At 69.6% G+C, this 15,937-nt stretch carries 14 protein-coding genes and 1 pseudogene; 4 read left to right on the forward strand and 11 right to left on the reverse strand.

Features of this window, described 5'->3' with window-relative positions; all coding sequences use genetic code 11:
* Positions 1–29: 29 nt before the first annotated feature.
* Positions 30–557 carry a hypothetical protein gene (locus AC31A1_RS01940; protein ID WP_489651479.1) on the reverse strand — a complete coding sequence of 176 codons (528 nt, stop codon included), beginning with the start codon at positions 555–557 and terminating at the stop codon, positions 30–32.
* A gap of 571 nt (positions 558–1,128) precedes the next feature.
* Between AC31A1_RS01940 and AC31A1_RS01945 the strand changes: the two genes are divergently transcribed.
* Entirely contained in the window at positions 1,129–1,497 is a 369-nt protein-coding gene (locus tag AC31A1_RS01945; protein WP_489651480.1) for a DUF1330 domain-containing protein, read from the forward strand.
* 214 nt (positions 1,498–1,711) lie between these two features.
* Positions 1,712–1,948: pseudogene (locus AC31A1_RS01950) on the forward strand (IS701 family transposase); the annotation flags it as partial.
* A gap of 187 nt (positions 1,949–2,135) precedes the next feature.
* Here AC31A1_RS01950 and AC31A1_RS01955 read toward each other — a convergent pair.
* From AC31A1_RS01955 to AC31A1_RS01975, 5 genes are all read right to left on the reverse strand, one after another.
* Positions 2,136–3,245: a PDR/VanB family oxidoreductase gene (locus AC31A1_RS01955; protein WP_489651481.1), complete on the reverse strand. Its 1,110-nt coding sequence runs from the start codon at positions 3,243–3,245 to the stop codon at positions 2,136–2,138.
* Positions 3,246–3,268: 23 nt separating this feature from the next.
* Positions 3,269–4,180, reverse strand: a complete 912-nt coding sequence (locus AC31A1_RS01960; protein ID WP_489651482.1) for a metal-dependent hydrolase — start codon at positions 4,178–4,180, stop codon at positions 3,269–3,271.
* 79 nt (positions 4,181–4,259) lie between these two features.
* A complete protein-coding gene (locus tag AC31A1_RS01965) occupies positions 4,260–5,198 on the reverse strand; it encodes an alpha/beta fold hydrolase (protein ID WP_489651483.1) in 939 nt (312 codons plus the stop codon).
* Positions 5,195–6,331 carry an MBL fold metallo-hydrolase gene (locus AC31A1_RS01970; protein ID WP_489651484.1) on the reverse strand — a complete coding sequence of 379 codons (1,137 nt, stop codon included), beginning with the start codon at positions 6,329–6,331 and terminating at the stop codon, positions 5,195–5,197. The genes AC31A1_RS01965 and AC31A1_RS01970 overlap by 4 nt, the downstream gene beginning before the upstream one ends.
* Positions 6,332–6,335: 4 nt before the next feature.
* The gene (locus AC31A1_RS01975) at positions 6,336–7,247 is read right to left on the reverse strand and encodes an SDR family oxidoreductase (RefSeq protein ID WP_489651485.1); all 912 of its coding nucleotides are present in this window, start codon (positions 7,245–7,247) and stop codon (positions 6,336–6,338) included.
* 152 nt (positions 7,248–7,399) lie between these two features.
* Here AC31A1_RS01975 and AC31A1_RS01980 point away from each other — a divergent pair, with 152 nt between their 5' ends.
* Positions 7,400–8,041, forward strand: coding sequence for a TetR/AcrR family transcriptional regulator (locus AC31A1_RS01980; RefSeq protein WP_489651486.1), 642 nt, complete (start codon positions 7,400–7,402; stop codon positions 8,039–8,041).
* An 86-nt stretch (positions 8,042–8,127) separates the two neighbouring features.
* Here AC31A1_RS01980 and AC31A1_RS01985 read toward each other — a convergent pair whose 3' ends face one another.
* The 4 genes from AC31A1_RS01985 to AC31A1_RS02000 all read right to left on the reverse strand — a co-directional run bounded on the left by AC31A1_RS01985 (position 8,128) and on the right by AC31A1_RS02000 (position 12,811).
* Positions 8,128–9,138: an Lrp/AsnC family transcriptional regulator gene (locus tag AC31A1_RS01985; protein ID WP_489651487.1), complete on the reverse strand. Its 1,011-nt coding sequence runs from the start codon at positions 9,136–9,138 to the stop codon at positions 8,128–8,130.
* A gap of 123 nt (positions 9,139–9,261) precedes the next feature.
* A complete protein-coding gene (locus tag AC31A1_RS01990) occupies positions 9,262–10,647 on the reverse strand; it encodes an aldehyde dehydrogenase family protein (protein WP_489651488.1) in 1,386 nt (461 codons plus the stop codon).
* Entirely contained in the window at positions 10,647–11,747 is a 1,101-nt protein-coding gene (locus AC31A1_RS01995) for a phenazine antibiotic biosynthesis protein (protein WP_489651489.1), read from the reverse strand. Before AC31A1_RS01995 ends, AC31A1_RS01990 begins: the two co-directional genes overlap by 1 nt.
* Positions 11,748–11,788: 41 nt before the next feature.
* Positions 11,789–12,811, reverse strand: coding sequence for an MDR family NADP-dependent oxidoreductase (locus tag AC31A1_RS02000; protein WP_489651490.1), 1,023 nt, complete (start codon positions 12,809–12,811; stop codon positions 11,789–11,791).
* 393 nt (positions 12,812–13,204) lie between these two features.
* Between AC31A1_RS02000 and AC31A1_RS02005 the strand changes: the two genes are divergently transcribed.
* Complete coding sequence (locus AC31A1_RS02005) at positions 13,205–14,656, forward strand: MFS transporter (RefSeq protein WP_489651491.1); 1,452 nt, start codon at positions 13,205–13,207, stop codon at positions 14,654–14,656.
* An 81-nt stretch (positions 14,657–14,737) separates the two neighbouring features.
* On the opposite strand, the gene AC31A1_RS02010 is transcribed toward AC31A1_RS02005, so the two are convergent.
* Positions 14,738–15,757 carry an Lrp/AsnC family transcriptional regulator gene (locus tag AC31A1_RS02010; RefSeq protein ID WP_489651492.1) on the reverse strand — a complete coding sequence of 340 codons (1,020 nt, stop codon included), beginning with the start codon at positions 15,755–15,757 and terminating at the stop codon, positions 14,738–14,740.
* Between the last annotated feature and the right edge of the window lie 180 nt (positions 15,758–15,937).

Raw genomic sequence — 15,937 nt, forward strand, 5'->3', positions numbered from 1 at the left:
TCAATCAGGGAGAGTTATCAAGGGAGTTACTAGGGGAAGTAGAGTGCGGCCTTCGCCAGGACGTGCCCCGTGAACATCCCGCCGTACATGCTCCCGCCCCGGTACATGGTGACCCGGATGACTCCCGACCCCGACGTCTCCACGGTGATGGGCCGTCCTATGAGAGACGTTCCGAGGACCCGGGCGTCCTTGGCGGCCCAAGTCCGCGCGTCGGGCCGGGCGTTGCCCGTGACCAGTGCGGGCAGGATCAGCGCGGCGTTGCGGGCGCCGGCCAGCCCGCCCCGCAGGTTCTTCGCGTAGTCCAGGGCCCACCCGGTGTACTCGGTCAGCAGGGCCTGGTCGACCTCGGGGACCGAGGCGGCGAGGACGAACAGTTCCGCCTTGGTGCCGAACCACCGCGCCTTGCGGTCCGACCGGCTGCCTATCATCACCGGGCGGTCGCGCCAGGTGGTCCCGGTCACCACCGACCCGTCGGCGGCCAGCCGTTCACGAAGCCCCGCCAGGTAGGAGTCGGCCGCGCCGGTCGCCGGTGCCGGGTCGCTCTGATGTTGAGTCATGCGGGGATCTTCCGTCACATTCAGCCCGGGGACAGGGGGTTCCTCGAAATTCGGCGGCCGGGCCGCGCCGGCGTCGGCTGCGGTGTGTCGGGGCGCGGTGTCGCGGGGAGGTGTCTGAGGGGAGCTCTCCCAGGCCAGGCGCCCTTCGCTGGGCCGGAGTGGGGTTGCTTCGCAATACGGACGAGCGGCCGGGCGCCGCCGGACCGTCCAACCGTGAACCGGCCACGAACAGTCAGTTCGCGCGGACAACGGGGCACACCGGACGGCATCCCTCCGCTCGGACTTGCGCGCGAAAACCGATCGGTTTACGATCAGGGAACCGATCGGTTTACGTTGCGGAGGCGGGCGATTTCCGACCCCATTACTCAGGAGTACGGATGGCTTCCCCGTGCGACGCAAAGGGCAACCGCCCTATTACTCCGTCGATAGTGGCTGCGAGGGTCACTGAGGTGGCGCAAGTCGCGACCGACGTCAACATCATCATCAACAATGCGTGCGTCCTGCTGCCGGTGCCCCGTGCCCGTCTAGAGCAGCGAACGCCAGTTTCCTGATACCGGAGAGGGTATTGGCAATGAGCGCGAATTCACAGAAGAAGTTCTACGCCCTGAATATGTTTGACGTGGCCGACTTGGAGAAGTACCTCGCGTACTTCCGCCGTTTGCCTGAAGAGGCTCCGCAATATGGTGGCCGAATGGTGGCCTTTGGCCGTTTCCGAGACAGCGTGGCCGGTGACCTCGCGCCACGGCAGGTTCTGTTTGTCGTCGAATGGGAGTCCGAAGAGGCGTTCAACAGGTTCCGGGACGCTCCGGACTTGGCCGACTTCCATCCGCTGCGGGTGAACGGGACGGCGTCCTATGTCTGGCAGACGTTCGATGGTCTCGATATGAGTGACCCCGCCAACGTTTCGCTCGACGACGTCTTGGCGGTGCTCAAGCCTTAAAACCCGCATTGCTACGGAGTCGGATGAGCCGGCTGACGAGTCGTCGGCCGGAGAAGGGCGCCTCCAGCAGCGTTTCGCTTTCTGGCCCGGCCGAGAGGCATCGCCCGGAGTGCAGTCGGCTGATGGCGTGTCAGGGGCGGTCTTGGCGGACCGCCCCTCCACGGAGTCGATACCAGAACTGGCCGCGGTGCGATCCGGGCAGTCTCCCAACGTGATCGACGACGCTGCGGACACGGCCTGGGACCGTGAACTCGAAGACCTCTTCCTCCGCATCGGCCACCACTTTGGCCGCGCGGACCTGCGACGCCGTATGCGGGACTACGATGCGTGACTACGTCCGTGCCCTGCTCGGCCCGCTCGGCCGCAAGAGCGGCTGACAACTGGCCGAATACGCTGGCCACCGCACCCTCGATGGCCTCAGCGGCTGCTCGACGGAGCCACCTGGAGTGCCGCCGTCATCCACGGCGCTCGCCCCTCACAGCAGCCTTCCCGGCCTCGGTGTCACTCGTCACGTCAGTCGTCAACTGCCGCTTCCAGCTCAAGAGTTACACCGCTCACCGTGCAGACCCCGCTGACTGTGTTGGCAAGAGGGCCGGAGGGCGTCACGCAGACTTCCTCGACGGGCACTCGGCCATCGCTCACACCTCCAGCACCAACCGCTCTCCTTCCGGTGCACGTGAGACGCAGGGCAGCATGGCGCCGGCCGCGCGTTCGGTGGCGGTGAGCCGGCGGTCACGGTGATCGACGTGGCCCTGGGCCACCCGTACCCGGCAGGTGCCGCAGAACCCCTGGCGGCAGGAGAACGGCAGGTCCGGCAGGGCCTCGTGGAGAACATCCAGGGCGGAGCGGTCGTACGGCACCGGCAGAACGCGCCCGGTGCCGCCCAGTTGGAGTTCGAAGGGACGGCCGTCCGTGATCGGGGCCGGGGCGAAACGCTCGAAGTGCAGGGCGGACGCGCGGCTGTCACCGAACGCGCGCCGAACGCCGTCGATCATGGGCGCGGGCCCGCAGCAGTACACCGCACCCGCCGCCGAGATCGAGCTCAACAGATCGGCTGCTTCGGGCACGCCGGACTCGTGGTCAGGACGGATGGAGACCCGGCCAGGGGCTGCGGCCGCGAGGTCGGCCAGCTCTGCCGCGAAGGGCATCGAGCCGCGGCTGCGGCCGGTGTGCACGAGCCGCCAGTCCAGCCCGCGTCGGGCGGCTTCGCGGGCCATCGGCAGGATCGGGGTGATGCCGATGCCGCCCGCGATGAGCAGGATGGATGCCTCGGCGGCGAAGGGGAAGGCGTTCCGGGGCCCGGTGACGGCGACCCGCATACCGTCTGCGAGGGCGTCGTGTACCTCGGCCGAGCCGCCTGCGCCGTTGGCGATGCGACGCACCGCGATGCGGTACCGGTACCGGTCGGCAGGGTCGCCGCACAGCGAGTACTGCCGCTTGCGGCCGGAGGACAGGTGCAGTTCGATGTGGGCGCCGGGCTGCCAGGGCGGGAGTAGTGACCCGTCGGGCGCTGCCAGCCGCAGGGAGACGACGTCCTCGGCCTCTTGGTGTTTGGCGGCGACCACCAGTTCCCGGATCACGGGCATCTCGGTGGCCGGCGGGCGCCTGGGAGGAGTGCGAGGAGTGCCGCGCCGCGCGAGGCGTGTGACCGCGTGGTCGCTGAAAGCCGCCAGCTTCTGCATGAAGGAGTCGCTGCGCGGCCTGCCGTACAGGTCCGGTGGCCGGGTGACGGGTGTGCTGGTGCTCATGGGATGCCCTGCTGGTCGCCGGGTCACTGGGCAGCCGCTCGGGCGGCGGGGGACGCCGCCAGGTAGGCGACCGCCAGCTGGGTCGAGCCCTCTTGCGTCGGGTGGTAGCCAGGGCGGAAGTAGCGCAGCACCGAGCGGGCGAACGAGACCGGCGGGGGCAACAGGTCCTTGCGGGCCGCGGCCAGGTAGTCGCGGAAGCGGACCTTGACCCGGTCGTCGAGTTCGGGGTCGGCGCTCATCAGGAAGCGGACTCCGCGGATCCACAGCCGGGTCAGCACCGGAGCGGTGACGAGCATGCCGACCGTTCGGCGCCGGTAGCGGGGATCGAGGTGCACCAGCAGGTCGAACGCGACCGAACGGTGTTCGACCTCTTCCGCGCCGTGCCAGCGGAAGAGATCGAGCATCGCGGGGTCCGCGCCGGCCTGGTCCAGGTGCCTGTTGCTGAGAATCCAGTGACCCATGTACGCGGTGAAGTGCTCGAAGGCCGCTATGAGGGCGAGTCGTTGGAGGAGGTGCGCGTGTGCGGCGGCCGGTGTCAGCTCCGGCCGGTCTCCGAGCACCCTGCGGAAGATCCATTCGGACTGCAGGGTGTACGGAGCCGGGTCCAGCCCCTTGGTGAGCAGGTGCTCCAGGACCTCCTGGTGCGCCTCGGCGTGCATCGCTTCCTGGCCGATGAAACCGCGCACGTCCTCGCGCAGCCGGTCGTCGGTGATCAGTGGCAGTGCCTGCTCGAAGGTGCGCACGAACCAGCGTTCGAGTTCGGGGAGCATGAGGTGGAGCACATCGAAGGTGTGGGTCGCGAAGGGCTCACCCGGCAGCCAGTGCAGCGGCGTGGTACCCCAGTCGAAGGTGACGTCCCGGGGTTGCAGCACCAGGTCGTGGTGGTCGATGGGCTCGGACGGACGCTCCGGGTGGGCATGTGCGGCTCGGAACATGGCAGGTTCCTCCGTCAGCGGTCGGTGTGTGCGAAGGGGTGGTCGGGCAGTCGTCCAGCACTGCTGGTCTGTTGAGCTGTCAGATCGGGTACGCGGTGTGGTCCGGAGCGTGAGTGCGGCGGGATGTGTCCTCGATGCGGTGGGCGAATTCCGCGATCCGGGACGCGATCTCCTCGGGGTGGCTGAGCTGTACCCAGTGCCCGGCGTCGATCGGGCGCCGTTGTATCTGGCCTGTCCAGTGCTCCACTCCGTACGACAGCACTGGGGTGACGCAGAAGTCGCGGGTGGGGATGATGAGTTGAACCGGGACGGTGGTTCGCCGGTCCCGGGGACGTAGCAGGCGGGGCAGCATGTTGGCGCGGTACAGCGCGGTGCCGGACACGGCGTCGCGGGCCAGCGTCTGCGCGGGGTAGGGAGTGTCCCCGGGCACGCCTTGGGCGCCGGTGAGGAAGGCGCGCCAGCGGTGTCCCAGTGCTCTCCAGGTCAGGGCGGGCAGGAGCGGAAGATGGAAGTAGGCGATGTACCAGGACCGTGCGGCCTGCCCCAGCATCTTCGGCAGATCCGGATGCCGCGGCCGGAGGCGGGCCCGGATCAGGTGGCCGACGTGGTCCAGGCAGGGTCCGGAGATGGAGGTGAACGAGGCGATCCGCCCGGCCAGGCGGGTGCCGGTGACCGACTCCCAGGAATGGATCGATCCCCAGTCGTGTCCGACCAGGTGCACCGGACGATCGGGGCTCACGGCGTCGAGCACCGCCTCCAGGTCGGCTTCCAGACGGGACATCCGGTAGGCGCGCAGCCCCCTGGGCCGGTGGGAGGCACCGGCTCCCCGCACGTCGAAGGCGGTGACGTGGAATCGGTCGGCCAGGCGTTCGGCGACCGGGCGCCACACGGCGCTGGTGTCCGGATAGCCGTGGACCAGCACCACCGCAGGAGCCGTGGACGCTCCCCACTGATAGGCGGCCAACTCCACGCCGTCCACGCTGTCTACGGCGATCCGGCGGGCGGCCGGGCCGGTCATCGGCCACCACCGGCAGGGGTCAACTCGCCGTAGTTCAGACCGCCGTGGAAGAAGCTGGGCCGCACCGGCCAGTGCCGCTTGAAGGGGGCCAGCTCCGAGGAGGGCAGGATCTGCAGCCAGCGCGGGTCGCGCCGGCTGGGGTCGGCGAGGGTCTTCTCCTTGACCATGGAGTCGTACTGGTCGAGAGAGTCCTCCAGGGTGTTGGCGTTGGGGACCACCTCACGGCCGTAGAACGCGGCGTGGCGGCGCACCCCGGGGATGCGGGAGAGCTCGGGCTGCCAGTTGTCGGCCGAGATGCCGTTCTCGGAGGAGACCCACACCCCGTCGGGGGTGTTCAGCACCAGGGAGTGGTTGCCGTCCGTGTGGCCGGGGGTCCACAACAGGCTGACGCCGACGCCGAGTTCGACATCGCCGTCGAATGCGGTGACGCGCTCGGCCGGTACGCCGTCCATGCCTCCGTCGACGTACCAGGCCCACTGCATCGGATGCACCGATTCGAAGGTGCCCAGCTCCCTGCGGTGCACCAGCAGCCTGGCGCGCGGGAACAGCGCTTCGCGGGGCGCTCGTTCGCCCGGAATCGTGCTGGTACTTCCCATGATCATGCGCACGTCCTGGACGTGCAGGTGGTCGAAGCTGACGAAGTCCACGTCCTCGGGTCGCAGACCGCAGGAAGGCAGGACGGTGTCCGGATCCTGGTAGAAGCGGGCGAAGGCATGCTCGGTGAGAAAGTCCCCCGCCAGCCGCTTGAGCTGCGCGTAGAACGGCGCTTGAGCCGTTCCGGCGGCGACGGTCGGCTCCCACACCAGTGTTTTCGGCTCACCGTCGAAGCCGTCGAACCGCACGACGAGCATCCGGTTGACGATGCTCACGAACGGGTTGACGGCGAGCGCGGCGCCGTGGAAGCCGAACCGGGTCGGGTACGGGGCGGCGGCGATGTCGAAACTGCGGACGGCGTGGATGCGGCCCTGCTGGACGAACCGCTCACGGTAGGCGGCAGCCGCGCCGCGCACGGCGCGCAGCCGGTCGCCGCGGGGCCATACGTCGTGGACGCCCTCGAATTCGGGGATGGGACGCGGAGCGGCGGCGTCCTCAGCCTTCTTCGCGCTGATCGACGACTCAGGCGTGGTGGTCACGGGCTCACCTTTCGGGATGGCGGGCGGTCCGGGTGCGCTGCTCGTAGGCCGCGCGGACCGACCGGTCGGACAGGGCGGCGAGCTGGTCGGGGACAAGGAAGTGATGCAGGGCGTCGCGGGCGCGGCCCGGCAGCAGCGCGGCCAACCGGGGCAGGGCGGCTATCCGGCGTGGAACGAAGACCTCGAACCGCGGGCGCAGGACGACGTCGAGCACCGCGTCGGCCACCTGATCCGGCGTCAGGCGCCGAGTGGGGCCGGTCGCGGTGCCCACGGCCAGCTCGGTGTCCACCACGCCGGGCATCACCAGGGACACGTGCACGCCGGTGCCGCGCAGTTCGGCGCGGACGGCTGCGCTGTAGCCGTGGAGGGCGTGCTTCGTCGCCGCGTAGGTCGCCTCGCCTGCCGGGGCGACCTTGCTGGCGGCGGAGGCGATGTTCACCACGTGGCCGCGCCCGCGTTTCCGCATCCCCGGGATCACGAGTTTCATCCCGCGCAGTACGCCGTGGACGTTGACGTCGAACTGGCGCAGGGCGGCTTCCTCCGGTTCCTCCTCGAAGGGGCCCACCCACATGATTCCGGCGTTGTTGATCAGTACGTCGATCGGCCCCAGCTCAGTCTCGACGGTGCGTAGGAAGTCATCGAAGGAAGGTGTGTCGGTGACGTCGAGAGACAGTCCGAGCAGTCGGCCACCGGGACGCGCGCCGATGGCGCCGGCCGTCTCCCCGGCAAGCCCCGCGTCGAGATCGCCGATCGCCACGGCGGCTCCGGCCGCGGCGAGCCGGGCGGCGACGGCACGCCCGATCCCGCGGCCCGCCCCGGTGACCGCGATCACTCGGCCGGTCAGCGGTTGTGTGTGGGGAAGGCTGTCGCGGTCTCTCCGGCTGAACGCATACGGGTGTTTGGGCGGTGCTGCCACGGTCGAGCCCCTTCCTTGCCCTGAGCGTGAGCGGACCGCTGAGCGGCAAGCGGCCCCCACACACTTCTGACACGTTGACGTGTCAGATGAACTGACAAGCTAGAGTGTCAGTTCGGAGCACACCGGTGTCAACACCTCTGCGAAGGGGAGAAATGACCGGCACACAGACCGCCGGGCGGCGCTACGGCGGACGTGAAGCGGCGCAACGACAGCAGGAGCGCCGCACCCGCCTCATCCAGGCGGGCCTCGACCTGTTCGGCACGTCCGGATACGCCTCGGTCTCCGTCAAGCAGGTGTGCTCGCATGCCGGACTGACCCAGCGCTACTTCTACGAGTCGTTCCAGGACCGCGAAGACCTTCTCGCCGGGGTCTACAACGACCTGATCGCTACGATCAGCGCCGAAACCGCGCAGGCCGCAGCCGCCGCCGCACCCGATGTCGACGCCCAACTGCGCGCCGGCCTTGAGGTGTTCATCCGCACACTGGCCGGCGACGCCCGCATGGCCCGCCTGGTGCTCATCGAGGTCGTGGGCGCCAGCCCCCGCCTCGAAGTACGCCGCCGTGAGGTCCTGCACGAATTCGCCGCGATGGTCGCCGCCGTCGTCGGACCGCTTCCCGCCCCGGAAGCCCCCTCCAGCCGGGTCACCATGACCGCGATGAGCCTGGTCGGCGGAGTCAACGAACTCCTCGTCGACTGGACGCTCGGTCACCAGAAGGCAGCCGTCGAAGAACTGATCGACCTGTCCTACACCCTGTTCATCGCGGCCTACCGAGCCATCAGCGAACGGTCCTGATCACGCGTCCCGAAACTGCCTCTGAACTGCTGCTTCTCTCGCCTGCCCTCGCGGTGGCGTGTTTCCTACGATGGTCTCCGCACGGTTCATCCGCGGCGATCAGGTCGTCCTGGGGGTGCGATCGTCCCTACCGCTTTGAGCGTACGCAGCACCGGTGCCGTCTCCAGAGTGCTGATCGCCTTGACCGCGCCCAGGCCGTGGGTGAGGTAGTGGTACAGCGCGGCGCTGTCCGGGCACAGGGCGTGTGCCACGAGATTGGTGGGGCCGGTGGTGTGGGCCACGAAGGCCAGCTCGTCATGGCGGGACAGGGACTCCGCCACCTCGTCGAGATGAGCCGGGGCGACCGCCATCCACAGCAGGACCCTGACGCTTCCGCCCAGCAGGACGGGGTCGATCTCTATGTCGAAGAAGATCGCCCCGCAGGCGCGCAGGTGATCGAGTCGTCGTGAGACCGTCGCCGGTGACCAGCCGGTGTCGGCGGCGAGTTCCGCGACGGCGGCCCGTCCGTCCCGTCGCAGCGCGTCCATCAGGGCGTGGTCCGCGGGGGACAGCTGGACCTGGCGGTAGTCGTCGTGGGGCCGCGTCCCGCCGTACCCGGTGAACGTCCTTCCGCCCAGCATGCGTTGCTGACGCGGGGTCAGTGTGTTGGCGCTCATGCGCCATGGGGTGCGCCAGCCCAGGTAGGTGTGCAGCAGGTGGTGGGCGGAGACGGCCGTGAGACCCACACTCGGCGGCAGTTCGTGCAGGAGCAGGGAGTGGCCGTGCGCGGTGCCCAGGGGGGTCTCCAGCACGGCGACGATCTCGGTGCCCCCTCCGGTGAGGTACACCCATGAGGTGTCCGGCCGGCGCACCAGAGCGTGCGCGAGGTCCAGGGCGGTCTCGGGGGCGGCGGTGAGGCGCAGCAGCCATTGCTCGTGGCCCGTCAGCTGAGGGTCGGGCAGCCCGACGACCCGCAGAGCGGCCTGTTCGCGGAGCCGGTCGTAGCGGCGGGAGACCGTCTGCGGGGACACCGCCAGCACGGTGGCCAGCTGAGTGAAGGAGGCGCGTCCGTCGATGTGCAGCGCGTGGATCAGGGCGCGGTCGAGTTCGTCGAGCATTCGCACACCATCCTTCACGCATCCTGCGGGGCAGGATGAAACACGGCCGCCGACGGGGAGGGAAGCAGCTCCCCCGTCGGCGGGGGCGGTGGGGATTCACCGCCTCGGGCGACGGAACCTGTGTCAGTCCCTGATCACCGACTTGCACCGCATGAGGAACTCGGCGAGGTAGCCGTCGTGCGGCAGCCCGGAGTCCATCCAGTACGTCGGGTGCTTCCCCACGTACACGTTGCTGATCGACGGTTCCTCCACCAGCTCGGCCACCAGCCGGTCGTCGTGTGTGACCGCGGTCAGGACCAGGCTGTCGCGCAGGGGAGCGAGACCCGCCGCACGCGTCCAGGGCGCCACCCACACGCAGGGGAAGGGCAGTTCCACGGCGGCCTGCGGAGCGTCGGGCCGGTCGAGCTGGTGGACCGCGGCGCGCAGTACGGCGCTGCCGTCGCCGAGTTCGTCCCGTATGCCGTCGCCGCCGAGCCACGGCGTGGTGCCGGTCGCCCGATGCAGCAGATGGGCTTCGAGCGCCTTGGCGGTGGCCAGTGGCTGGACGGGGAAGACGGCCGCCGGATCTTCCGGTGGCAGGCTCGGGACGGCGGCCAGGCGTTCGGCGAGCGCGGCGCACAGCGGGGCGGGATCACCCTCCACGAAGACGGCCGTCGTGTTGACGCAGCCCGTGCCGCCGTGACCGCTCACCGAGTCGACGATCGTGTCGAGGTGTTCCCGCCAGTCCACCTCCCGGGTCAGCAGGATCTTCGACCGGCCAGGACCCTGCGGCAGCACCGAGGGGTCGCCCGCGTACTTGCGCACCATGTCCTCGCCCCCGTACACCAGCCCGAGATCGGAGCCCCGCAACAGGGCGTCCGCCGTCGTGTGGTCGGTCGGCAGGAGAGCCACCTGGTCGTCGCCGAAGCCGGCCGCGCGCAGAGCCGTGACCAGGCGGTGGGGAGTGAACGGCTCACGGCGGGACGGCCGTACGGCGACGCGGTAGCCCAGAGCGAGGGCCTCCGGCCACAGGCTGTGCGGTCCGGGATGGTTGCCGGCCGCGTGCACCGCGAACACGTTCCCGCGCCGCACCCACACCGCGCGCCCGGTGCGGGTCAGCGGGTCGTCCCACCGGTGCACCGCACCGGTCGGCCTGGCGTGCTCCACGCTGTAGTGGGCTTTGCGCAGCCGTGCCGAGATGGCTGTCGCGGTGGCCCGCACCACGGAGATCGGTGTTCCGCCGACCCGGCTGACCCGGTGGGCGTACTCATCGGGTGACAGGCCGTCCAGGGTGGCGGTGGCGAAGAGTTCGGCGGCCCGGCCGATCATGCCGATCCGCTCGTCGGGCGGGGGAGTGCTGGCCCTGTGCAGGGCCTTCATCGTGCGATCGACGAACAGGGCCGGTACGAGGCTGAGTTCGGCACTCTCCCGGCCCGCCACGTCGGACACGGCCAGGCGGTTGCGTGCACGGTACGGTCCTCGGGGCCCCAGGGCGTCGAGCGGGACCACGTCGGAACGGGGCCCGGTCATCAGTACACCCCCTCGATCACGGCCTCGTTCTCGAAGGTCGTCACCGGCGCGATGTCGGCCACGGCGTCGCCCGCGTGTCCGGTGAGCGGTTCGATCCGGGTCGCGGTGTCCCGCTCCAGGTTGTTGGGCAGGAAGAACGACTTGCTGACGTGATGCACGAGGACGCGCCCACGGTCTCCGTGGACGACCGGGCGCAGTGTCTTCGGGTCGACGACGGAGAACGTGACGTACGGGCTGTACGGGTCGAAGACACAGCCGGCGTCGTCCGGCAGCCCCGGGCGTTCGCCGGCGAAGCCGAGGATCATGGTGCTGCCGTAGTTCCCGCACAGAACGACATCGGGGAAGATCTCGGTCTTGTAGAGGTGGCGCGAGTCGGGGTCCAGTTGGGTTCCGCCCCAGCGGATCGCCCGGACCTTCTCGTTGACCAGCTCGGTCAGGTCGTCCCGCCGGGCGATGCGTTCGAGCAGCGGGGGAGTGATCGTCAGCACGCCGATGTCCTGGGTGCGCAGCACGAACGCCGCCTGGTCGACGAGGTGTTCGGCGTAGGCGTCCGCGTCGGCCCGGCGGCCCGAGGCGATCAGTTTCTTCACCCAGCGGGGGTCGAGGTCCAGGGTGAAGCCGTACCGTCCGTGGGTGGCCGCGGACCTGCGGAAGTACTCGCCGACGATGTGCGGGCCGCTGGGTACGAGGCCGAGCCAGTCGACACCCCGCTGGAAGCCGTGGGCGTCGAGGTTGAGGTTGCTCCAGTGGAGCATCCGCTCCAGCCAGTCCCGCAGCAGGACGACGCGCTTCGGTGCCCCGGTGGTGCCGCCGCTCTCGAACACCCCTATGACGTCGGGCGATTGGCCGTACCCACGCGGTATGAGGTCCTGCGCGGGTACGTCCCGCAGCTCGGCCGCCATGTTCGGGAACAGGGTGAGGTCGTCGTGGGTCCTGACGTCGGTGAGTGGATCGAACGGCAGACTCTTGGCCCGTTCCAGCCAGAACGGTGACCCCGTCTCCGGGCCGAAGTGCCACGCCATGGCGGCTCGGATCAGCTCGTCCGGCTCCGGCGTGACGTCGATGGGAAGGTCGAGGACCTCGGTTGCGGCTCGCGACACTGGGACTCCTGACTCGGTGGGTGAACGGGGCGGTTACGGAGCTACAGCTCGACGACGACGGCACCGATGTGCCGTCCTTCGATCACCTCCAGGAGGGTTCGCGGCGCGTTCTCGATGCCCTTGACGCGTACATGGGGGAAGGTGATCTCCCCGGCCCTGAGCCACGCACCGAAGCGCTCGGTCCATTCGTCCTTGTCGTCGTAGTCGTCGGAGCTGAAGCCGCGCATCTCGATCCGCTTGTGGATGAGCGGCAGCGAGTCCAGCTCGACGGGGGCCGTGGTTCCGGTGCCCTCCGGTGCCAGCTGCCCGGACAGCGCGCCGATGAGCACGAACCGGGCGCCCGGGCGCGCCGCGTCGACGGCCGCTCGCAGCTGTTCTCCGCCGACGTTGTCGAAGTAGACGTCGATGCCGTCGGGTGCCGCCTTCGCCAGCTGCTCGGCGAGCGGTCCCGCGCCGCGGACCACCACGTCGTCGTAGCCGAGTTCGGTCCGCAACCGGTCGGCCTTCTCCTGCGAACCGGCACTGGCGATGACCCGCCCGGCCCCCAGCTGCCGGGCGATGAGGCCGGCCATCGAACCGATGCCGCTGCCGCCGGCGGAGACGAACACGGTGTCTCCGGGGCGGAGTTCGACCCCGCGGGTCAGCGCCGCGTACGCCGTCCAGCCCTGCTGGAGGTGAGCGACCGGGTCCGGCAGCACCGTGCGGTCCAGCCGGGTGCACTCGGCTTCCGGTACGACGGCGTACTCACGCCAGCCGAGCCAGTGCGAGACCAGGTCGCCCGCCCCGAGGCCGCTGCCCTCCGGTGCTTCGACCACCTCGCCGATCGCCGCGCCGACGAGGGTGTCACCGGCGCCGAGCACCGGGAACGGGGTGTCCTGGGTCGCACCCGCGATGAGGATGCGCAGGGTGGCGAAGACATGGAAGAAGAGGTTGCGTACCAGAACCTCCCCCTCCCCTGGCGGTACGACGGGCGTCTCGACCACACCGAAATGCTCCGGACGGGGCAGCCCGGTCGGCTTGGTGAGGAGGCGGACTTCTCTCTGGGTGGCGGGCACTACGGCCATGCGCGCTCCTGAACAGGATGTACGTGACGGGGTCGGGCCCCGGAACGCCGGTGGCGGCCGGGGAACCCCAGCGTGAAGTGATCACGGGCGGCTGCTCCAGTGACGGCGGTGGACTGGAGCATTTCTTCCATCGGGAGCGCCCTGTTGAAGGAACCTCACACCGCGTGCCCGGCTCCCAGGCCCGGACGACGGTGCCGCGGACGCCGTACTCCCACCCGGTGGGCCTGTGGGAAATCGACTCCAGGGGTGGCACCGATGGAAGGAATCCGCCAAGTCCCCGCTCTGGCTGGAGCACCCCTTCTCCTCGCCGCCACGCTCAGTGGTGGTCGGCCACGAAGCCTCGCTCGCCGAGGCCGGGCCGGCGTGTCGACAACGGTGGAGAGGAATCCCCTGATGACTGCTGAGCGTGTGTTGTCGCCGAACCCCACGGCGTACCGATGGCGGTGGCTGGCGCTCACCGCCCTGCTGCTCGGTGAGGCGATGAACCTGTTGGACGCGACCATCGTGCAGGTCGCCGCACCGAAGATCCATGCTGATCTGGGCGGGTCGGTCTCCGACATCCAGTGGTTCACGACCGCCTACACCCTGCCGTTCGCGGTGCTGCTGATCACCGGCGGCCGGCTCGGTGACATCGCCGGGCGCAAGCGGCTGTTCGTCATCGGTGTCACCGGGTTCATGATCGCGTCCGCCGCCTGCGCCGCAGCGCCCACCGTCGGGCTCCTGATCACCTTCCGGGTGGTGCAGGGAGCCGCGGCGGCGGTGATCATTCCGCAGACCATCGGCCTGATCAAGACGATGTTCGCCGGCCCCGAGATGTCCAAGGCCCTGGGCAGCATCGGGCCGGTGATGGGTCTGGCCGCCGTGTGCGGGCCGGTGCTGGGCGGCGTACTCACCCACGCCGACCTGTTCGGCTCCTCGTGGCGCGCGGCGTTCCTGGTGAACGTCCCCGTGTCGGTCGTCGTCCTCGCGATCGCGCCCAAGCTGATGGAGAACCGTGCCCCCAAGCGGCCCGGCCTCGACGTGACCGGCACGTTGCTGGCCATGGCCGGCATCGGTCTCGTCGTCTATCCGCTGATCGGCGCCGACCTGACCGCCCTGTCGGGGTGGAGCTGGGCGGCCATCGTGGCCGGGCTGTGCCTGATGGCGGTGTTCGCGGTGCACCAGCGTCACGTGGCCGCCACCGGACGCAGCCCGCTGGTGGAGCCGAGTCTGTTCGCCCACCACGGGTTCCCGGCCGCACTGGTGACGTCGATGTCCTTCTTCGCCGTCACGAACGGTCTGATGATGGTCATTGTGCTCCAGCTCCAACTCGGTCTGGGCACAGACGTGTTGAAGGCGGGGCTGACCCTCGCGCCGTGGTCGGTGGGCCTGGCCGTCGCCTCCTGGGTGGCCGGCGCACACCTGGTCAGGCGGTACGGCCACCGCATGATGTCCCTCGGGCTGGCCGTTCTGCTGATCGGTGCGCTCGCTGCCATCGCCGCCTACCACACTGCGGACGCGCACAAGTACCCGACGTCCCTGCTGTTCGCGCTCGCGGTCGTCGGGCTCGGAGTCGGCCTGTTCAGTCCGGCGTTCTTCACCATCGCGCTCAAGCCGCTCCAGCCGCAGGAGATCGGCTCGGCCGCCGGTCTGCTGAACGCGGTCCAGCAACTGGGCGCCACGCTCGGGGTGGCGGTCCTCGGCAGTGTCTACCTCGGCAGCGCCGGTGACGGTGGCGCCCGGTCCGCCCTGCATGCCGTCCAGCTCGCCTTCTGGGTCGCTGTGGCGCTGGTGGTGGTCAGCTTCGCGGCCAGCCGGATGATGATCGACAAGAACGCTCCGGCCGACGCGGAATCCGGGCACTAGCGGAGCGATGTCCCGCAGGGTGTGTGCGGCGGCCTCCGGGCCGCCGCTTCGGCGTGCCGGCGGCTTGTGGGCCACAGGCCGTCAGATCCGTGTACGGGCAGGGGCAGGGGGGATTCTGGTGCGGGCCAGATCAGTGATGATGGGGCTCGACGCCTTGAGGTTCTGAAGGACCGGGCTGGTCTCCAGGGTGTGGATGGCGTCCAGGGAACCCAGCCGCCGGGCCAGGTAGTGGTGCAGGTCGGCGGGGTCGCGGCACAGGGCCTGAGCCACCAGGTTGGTGGGGCCCGTGGTCGCGGCGACGTAGGCCAGTTCGTCGTGGCCGGCCAGTGTCGTCGCCACGTTCTCAAGCTGCGCCGGGCTCACCGACATCCACAGCAGCGCCCTGGTGTTGGCACCGAAGTGGCCGGTGTCGACCTCGACGTCGAAGAAGATGGCGCCGCCCGCCTGCAGATCGGCGAGCCGGCGCGCCACGGTGACCGGGGACCAGCCCGTCTCCTGGGCCAGTTCCGCGTGCGTGGCCCGGCCGTCCTTCTGGAGAGCGACCAGCAACCCGGCGTCGGCTTCGGTGAGTTGGCGCGGCACGGGCACGTACGAGGTGTCGGCCGCGTCGTGCTCGCGCAGGACGCGCTGCTGCGCCTCGTCCAGCGTGTCGGCGCTGCGGCGCCAGTTCGTCGGACCGCCGAGGTAGGTGTGCAGGATGCAGTGCGCGGACACCGCGGTGATGTTGCTGGTACGCGGAATGTCGCGCAGCAGCAGGGAGTTGCCCGCGTCGGCCTCGGTCGGTGCGTGGATGATCGCGACGATCTCGGTGCCGCCGGACGTGAGTTTCACCCACGACGTGTCCCGTCGGCGGACGAGCGCGTAGGCCAGGTCCTGAGCGGAACTCGCCGCCGCGGTGAGCCGGACGAGCCACTGCGTCTGACCCGCCTGATGGGGGTCCGGAAGTCCCACGACCCGCAGGGAAGCCTCGGTGCGCAGCCTGCGGTAGCGACGGGCGACGGTCTGGGGTGAGACGTCGAGGGCGGTGGCGATCTGGCTGAAAGGTGCGCGGCCGTCGATGTGCAGCGCGTGGATCAGGGCACGGTCCAGGTCATCCAGCATGCACACATCCTTCAGTGAGGCCCTGCTCCGTGGAATAAACTTGAAGATAACGCAGAGCACGCTACCATCGCAGCCGTAAGGTCCCACAGAATTCCATCAGGTCAACCGCTCGGGCTGAGATGCACGGGCGTAGCGGGGGCATGTACGGCGAACGGGTGGGCTGTCTTCCATCCTTTTTTC

This window comes from Streptomyces sp. P5F9 (genome assembly GCF_057961495.1).

Excerpts from the sequence above, each read along its gene's own strand:
- AC31A1_RS02000 (WP_489651490.1), bottom strand. The coding sequence starts at position 12,811 with ATGGCCGTAGTGCCCGCCACCCAGAGAGAAGTCCGCCTCCTCACCAAG.
- AC31A1_RS02010 (WP_489651492.1), bottom strand. The coding sequence starts at position 15,757 with ATGCTGGATGACCTGGACCGTGCCCTGATCCACGCGCTGCACATCGAC.
- AC31A1_RS01955 (WP_489651481.1), bottom strand. The coding sequence starts at position 3,245 with ATGAGCACCAGCACACCCGTCACCCGGCCACCGGACCTGTACGGCAGG.
- AC31A1_RS01990 (WP_489651488.1), bottom strand. The coding sequence starts at position 10,647 with ATGACCGGGCCCCGTTCCGACGTGGTCCCGCTCGACGCCCTGGGGCCC.
- AC31A1_RS01985 (WP_489651487.1), bottom strand. The coding sequence starts at position 9,138 with ATGCTCGACGAACTCGACCGCGCCCTGATCCACGCGCTGCACATCGAC.
- AC31A1_RS01980 (WP_489651486.1), top strand. The coding sequence starts at position 7,400 with ATGACCGGCACACAGACCGCCGGGCGGCGCTACGGCGGACGTGAAGCG.
- AC31A1_RS01940 (WP_489651479.1), bottom strand. The coding sequence starts at position 557 with ATGACTCAACATCAGAGCGACCCGGCACCGGCGACCGGCGCGGCCGAC.
- AC31A1_RS01960 (WP_489651482.1), bottom strand. The coding sequence starts at position 4,180 with ATGTTCCGAGCCGCACATGCCCACCCGGAGCGTCCGTCCGAGCCCATC.
- AC31A1_RS01945 (WP_489651480.1), top strand. The coding sequence starts at position 1,129 with ATGAGCGCGAATTCACAGAAGAAGTTCTACGCCCTGAATATGTTTGAC.
- AC31A1_RS02005 (WP_489651491.1), top strand. The coding sequence starts at position 13,205 with ATGACTGCTGAGCGTGTGTTGTCGCCGAACCCCACGGCGTACCGATGG.
- AC31A1_RS01965 (WP_489651483.1), bottom strand. The coding sequence starts at position 5,198 with ATGACCGGCCCGGCCGCCCGCCGGATCGCCGTAGACAGCGTGGACGGC.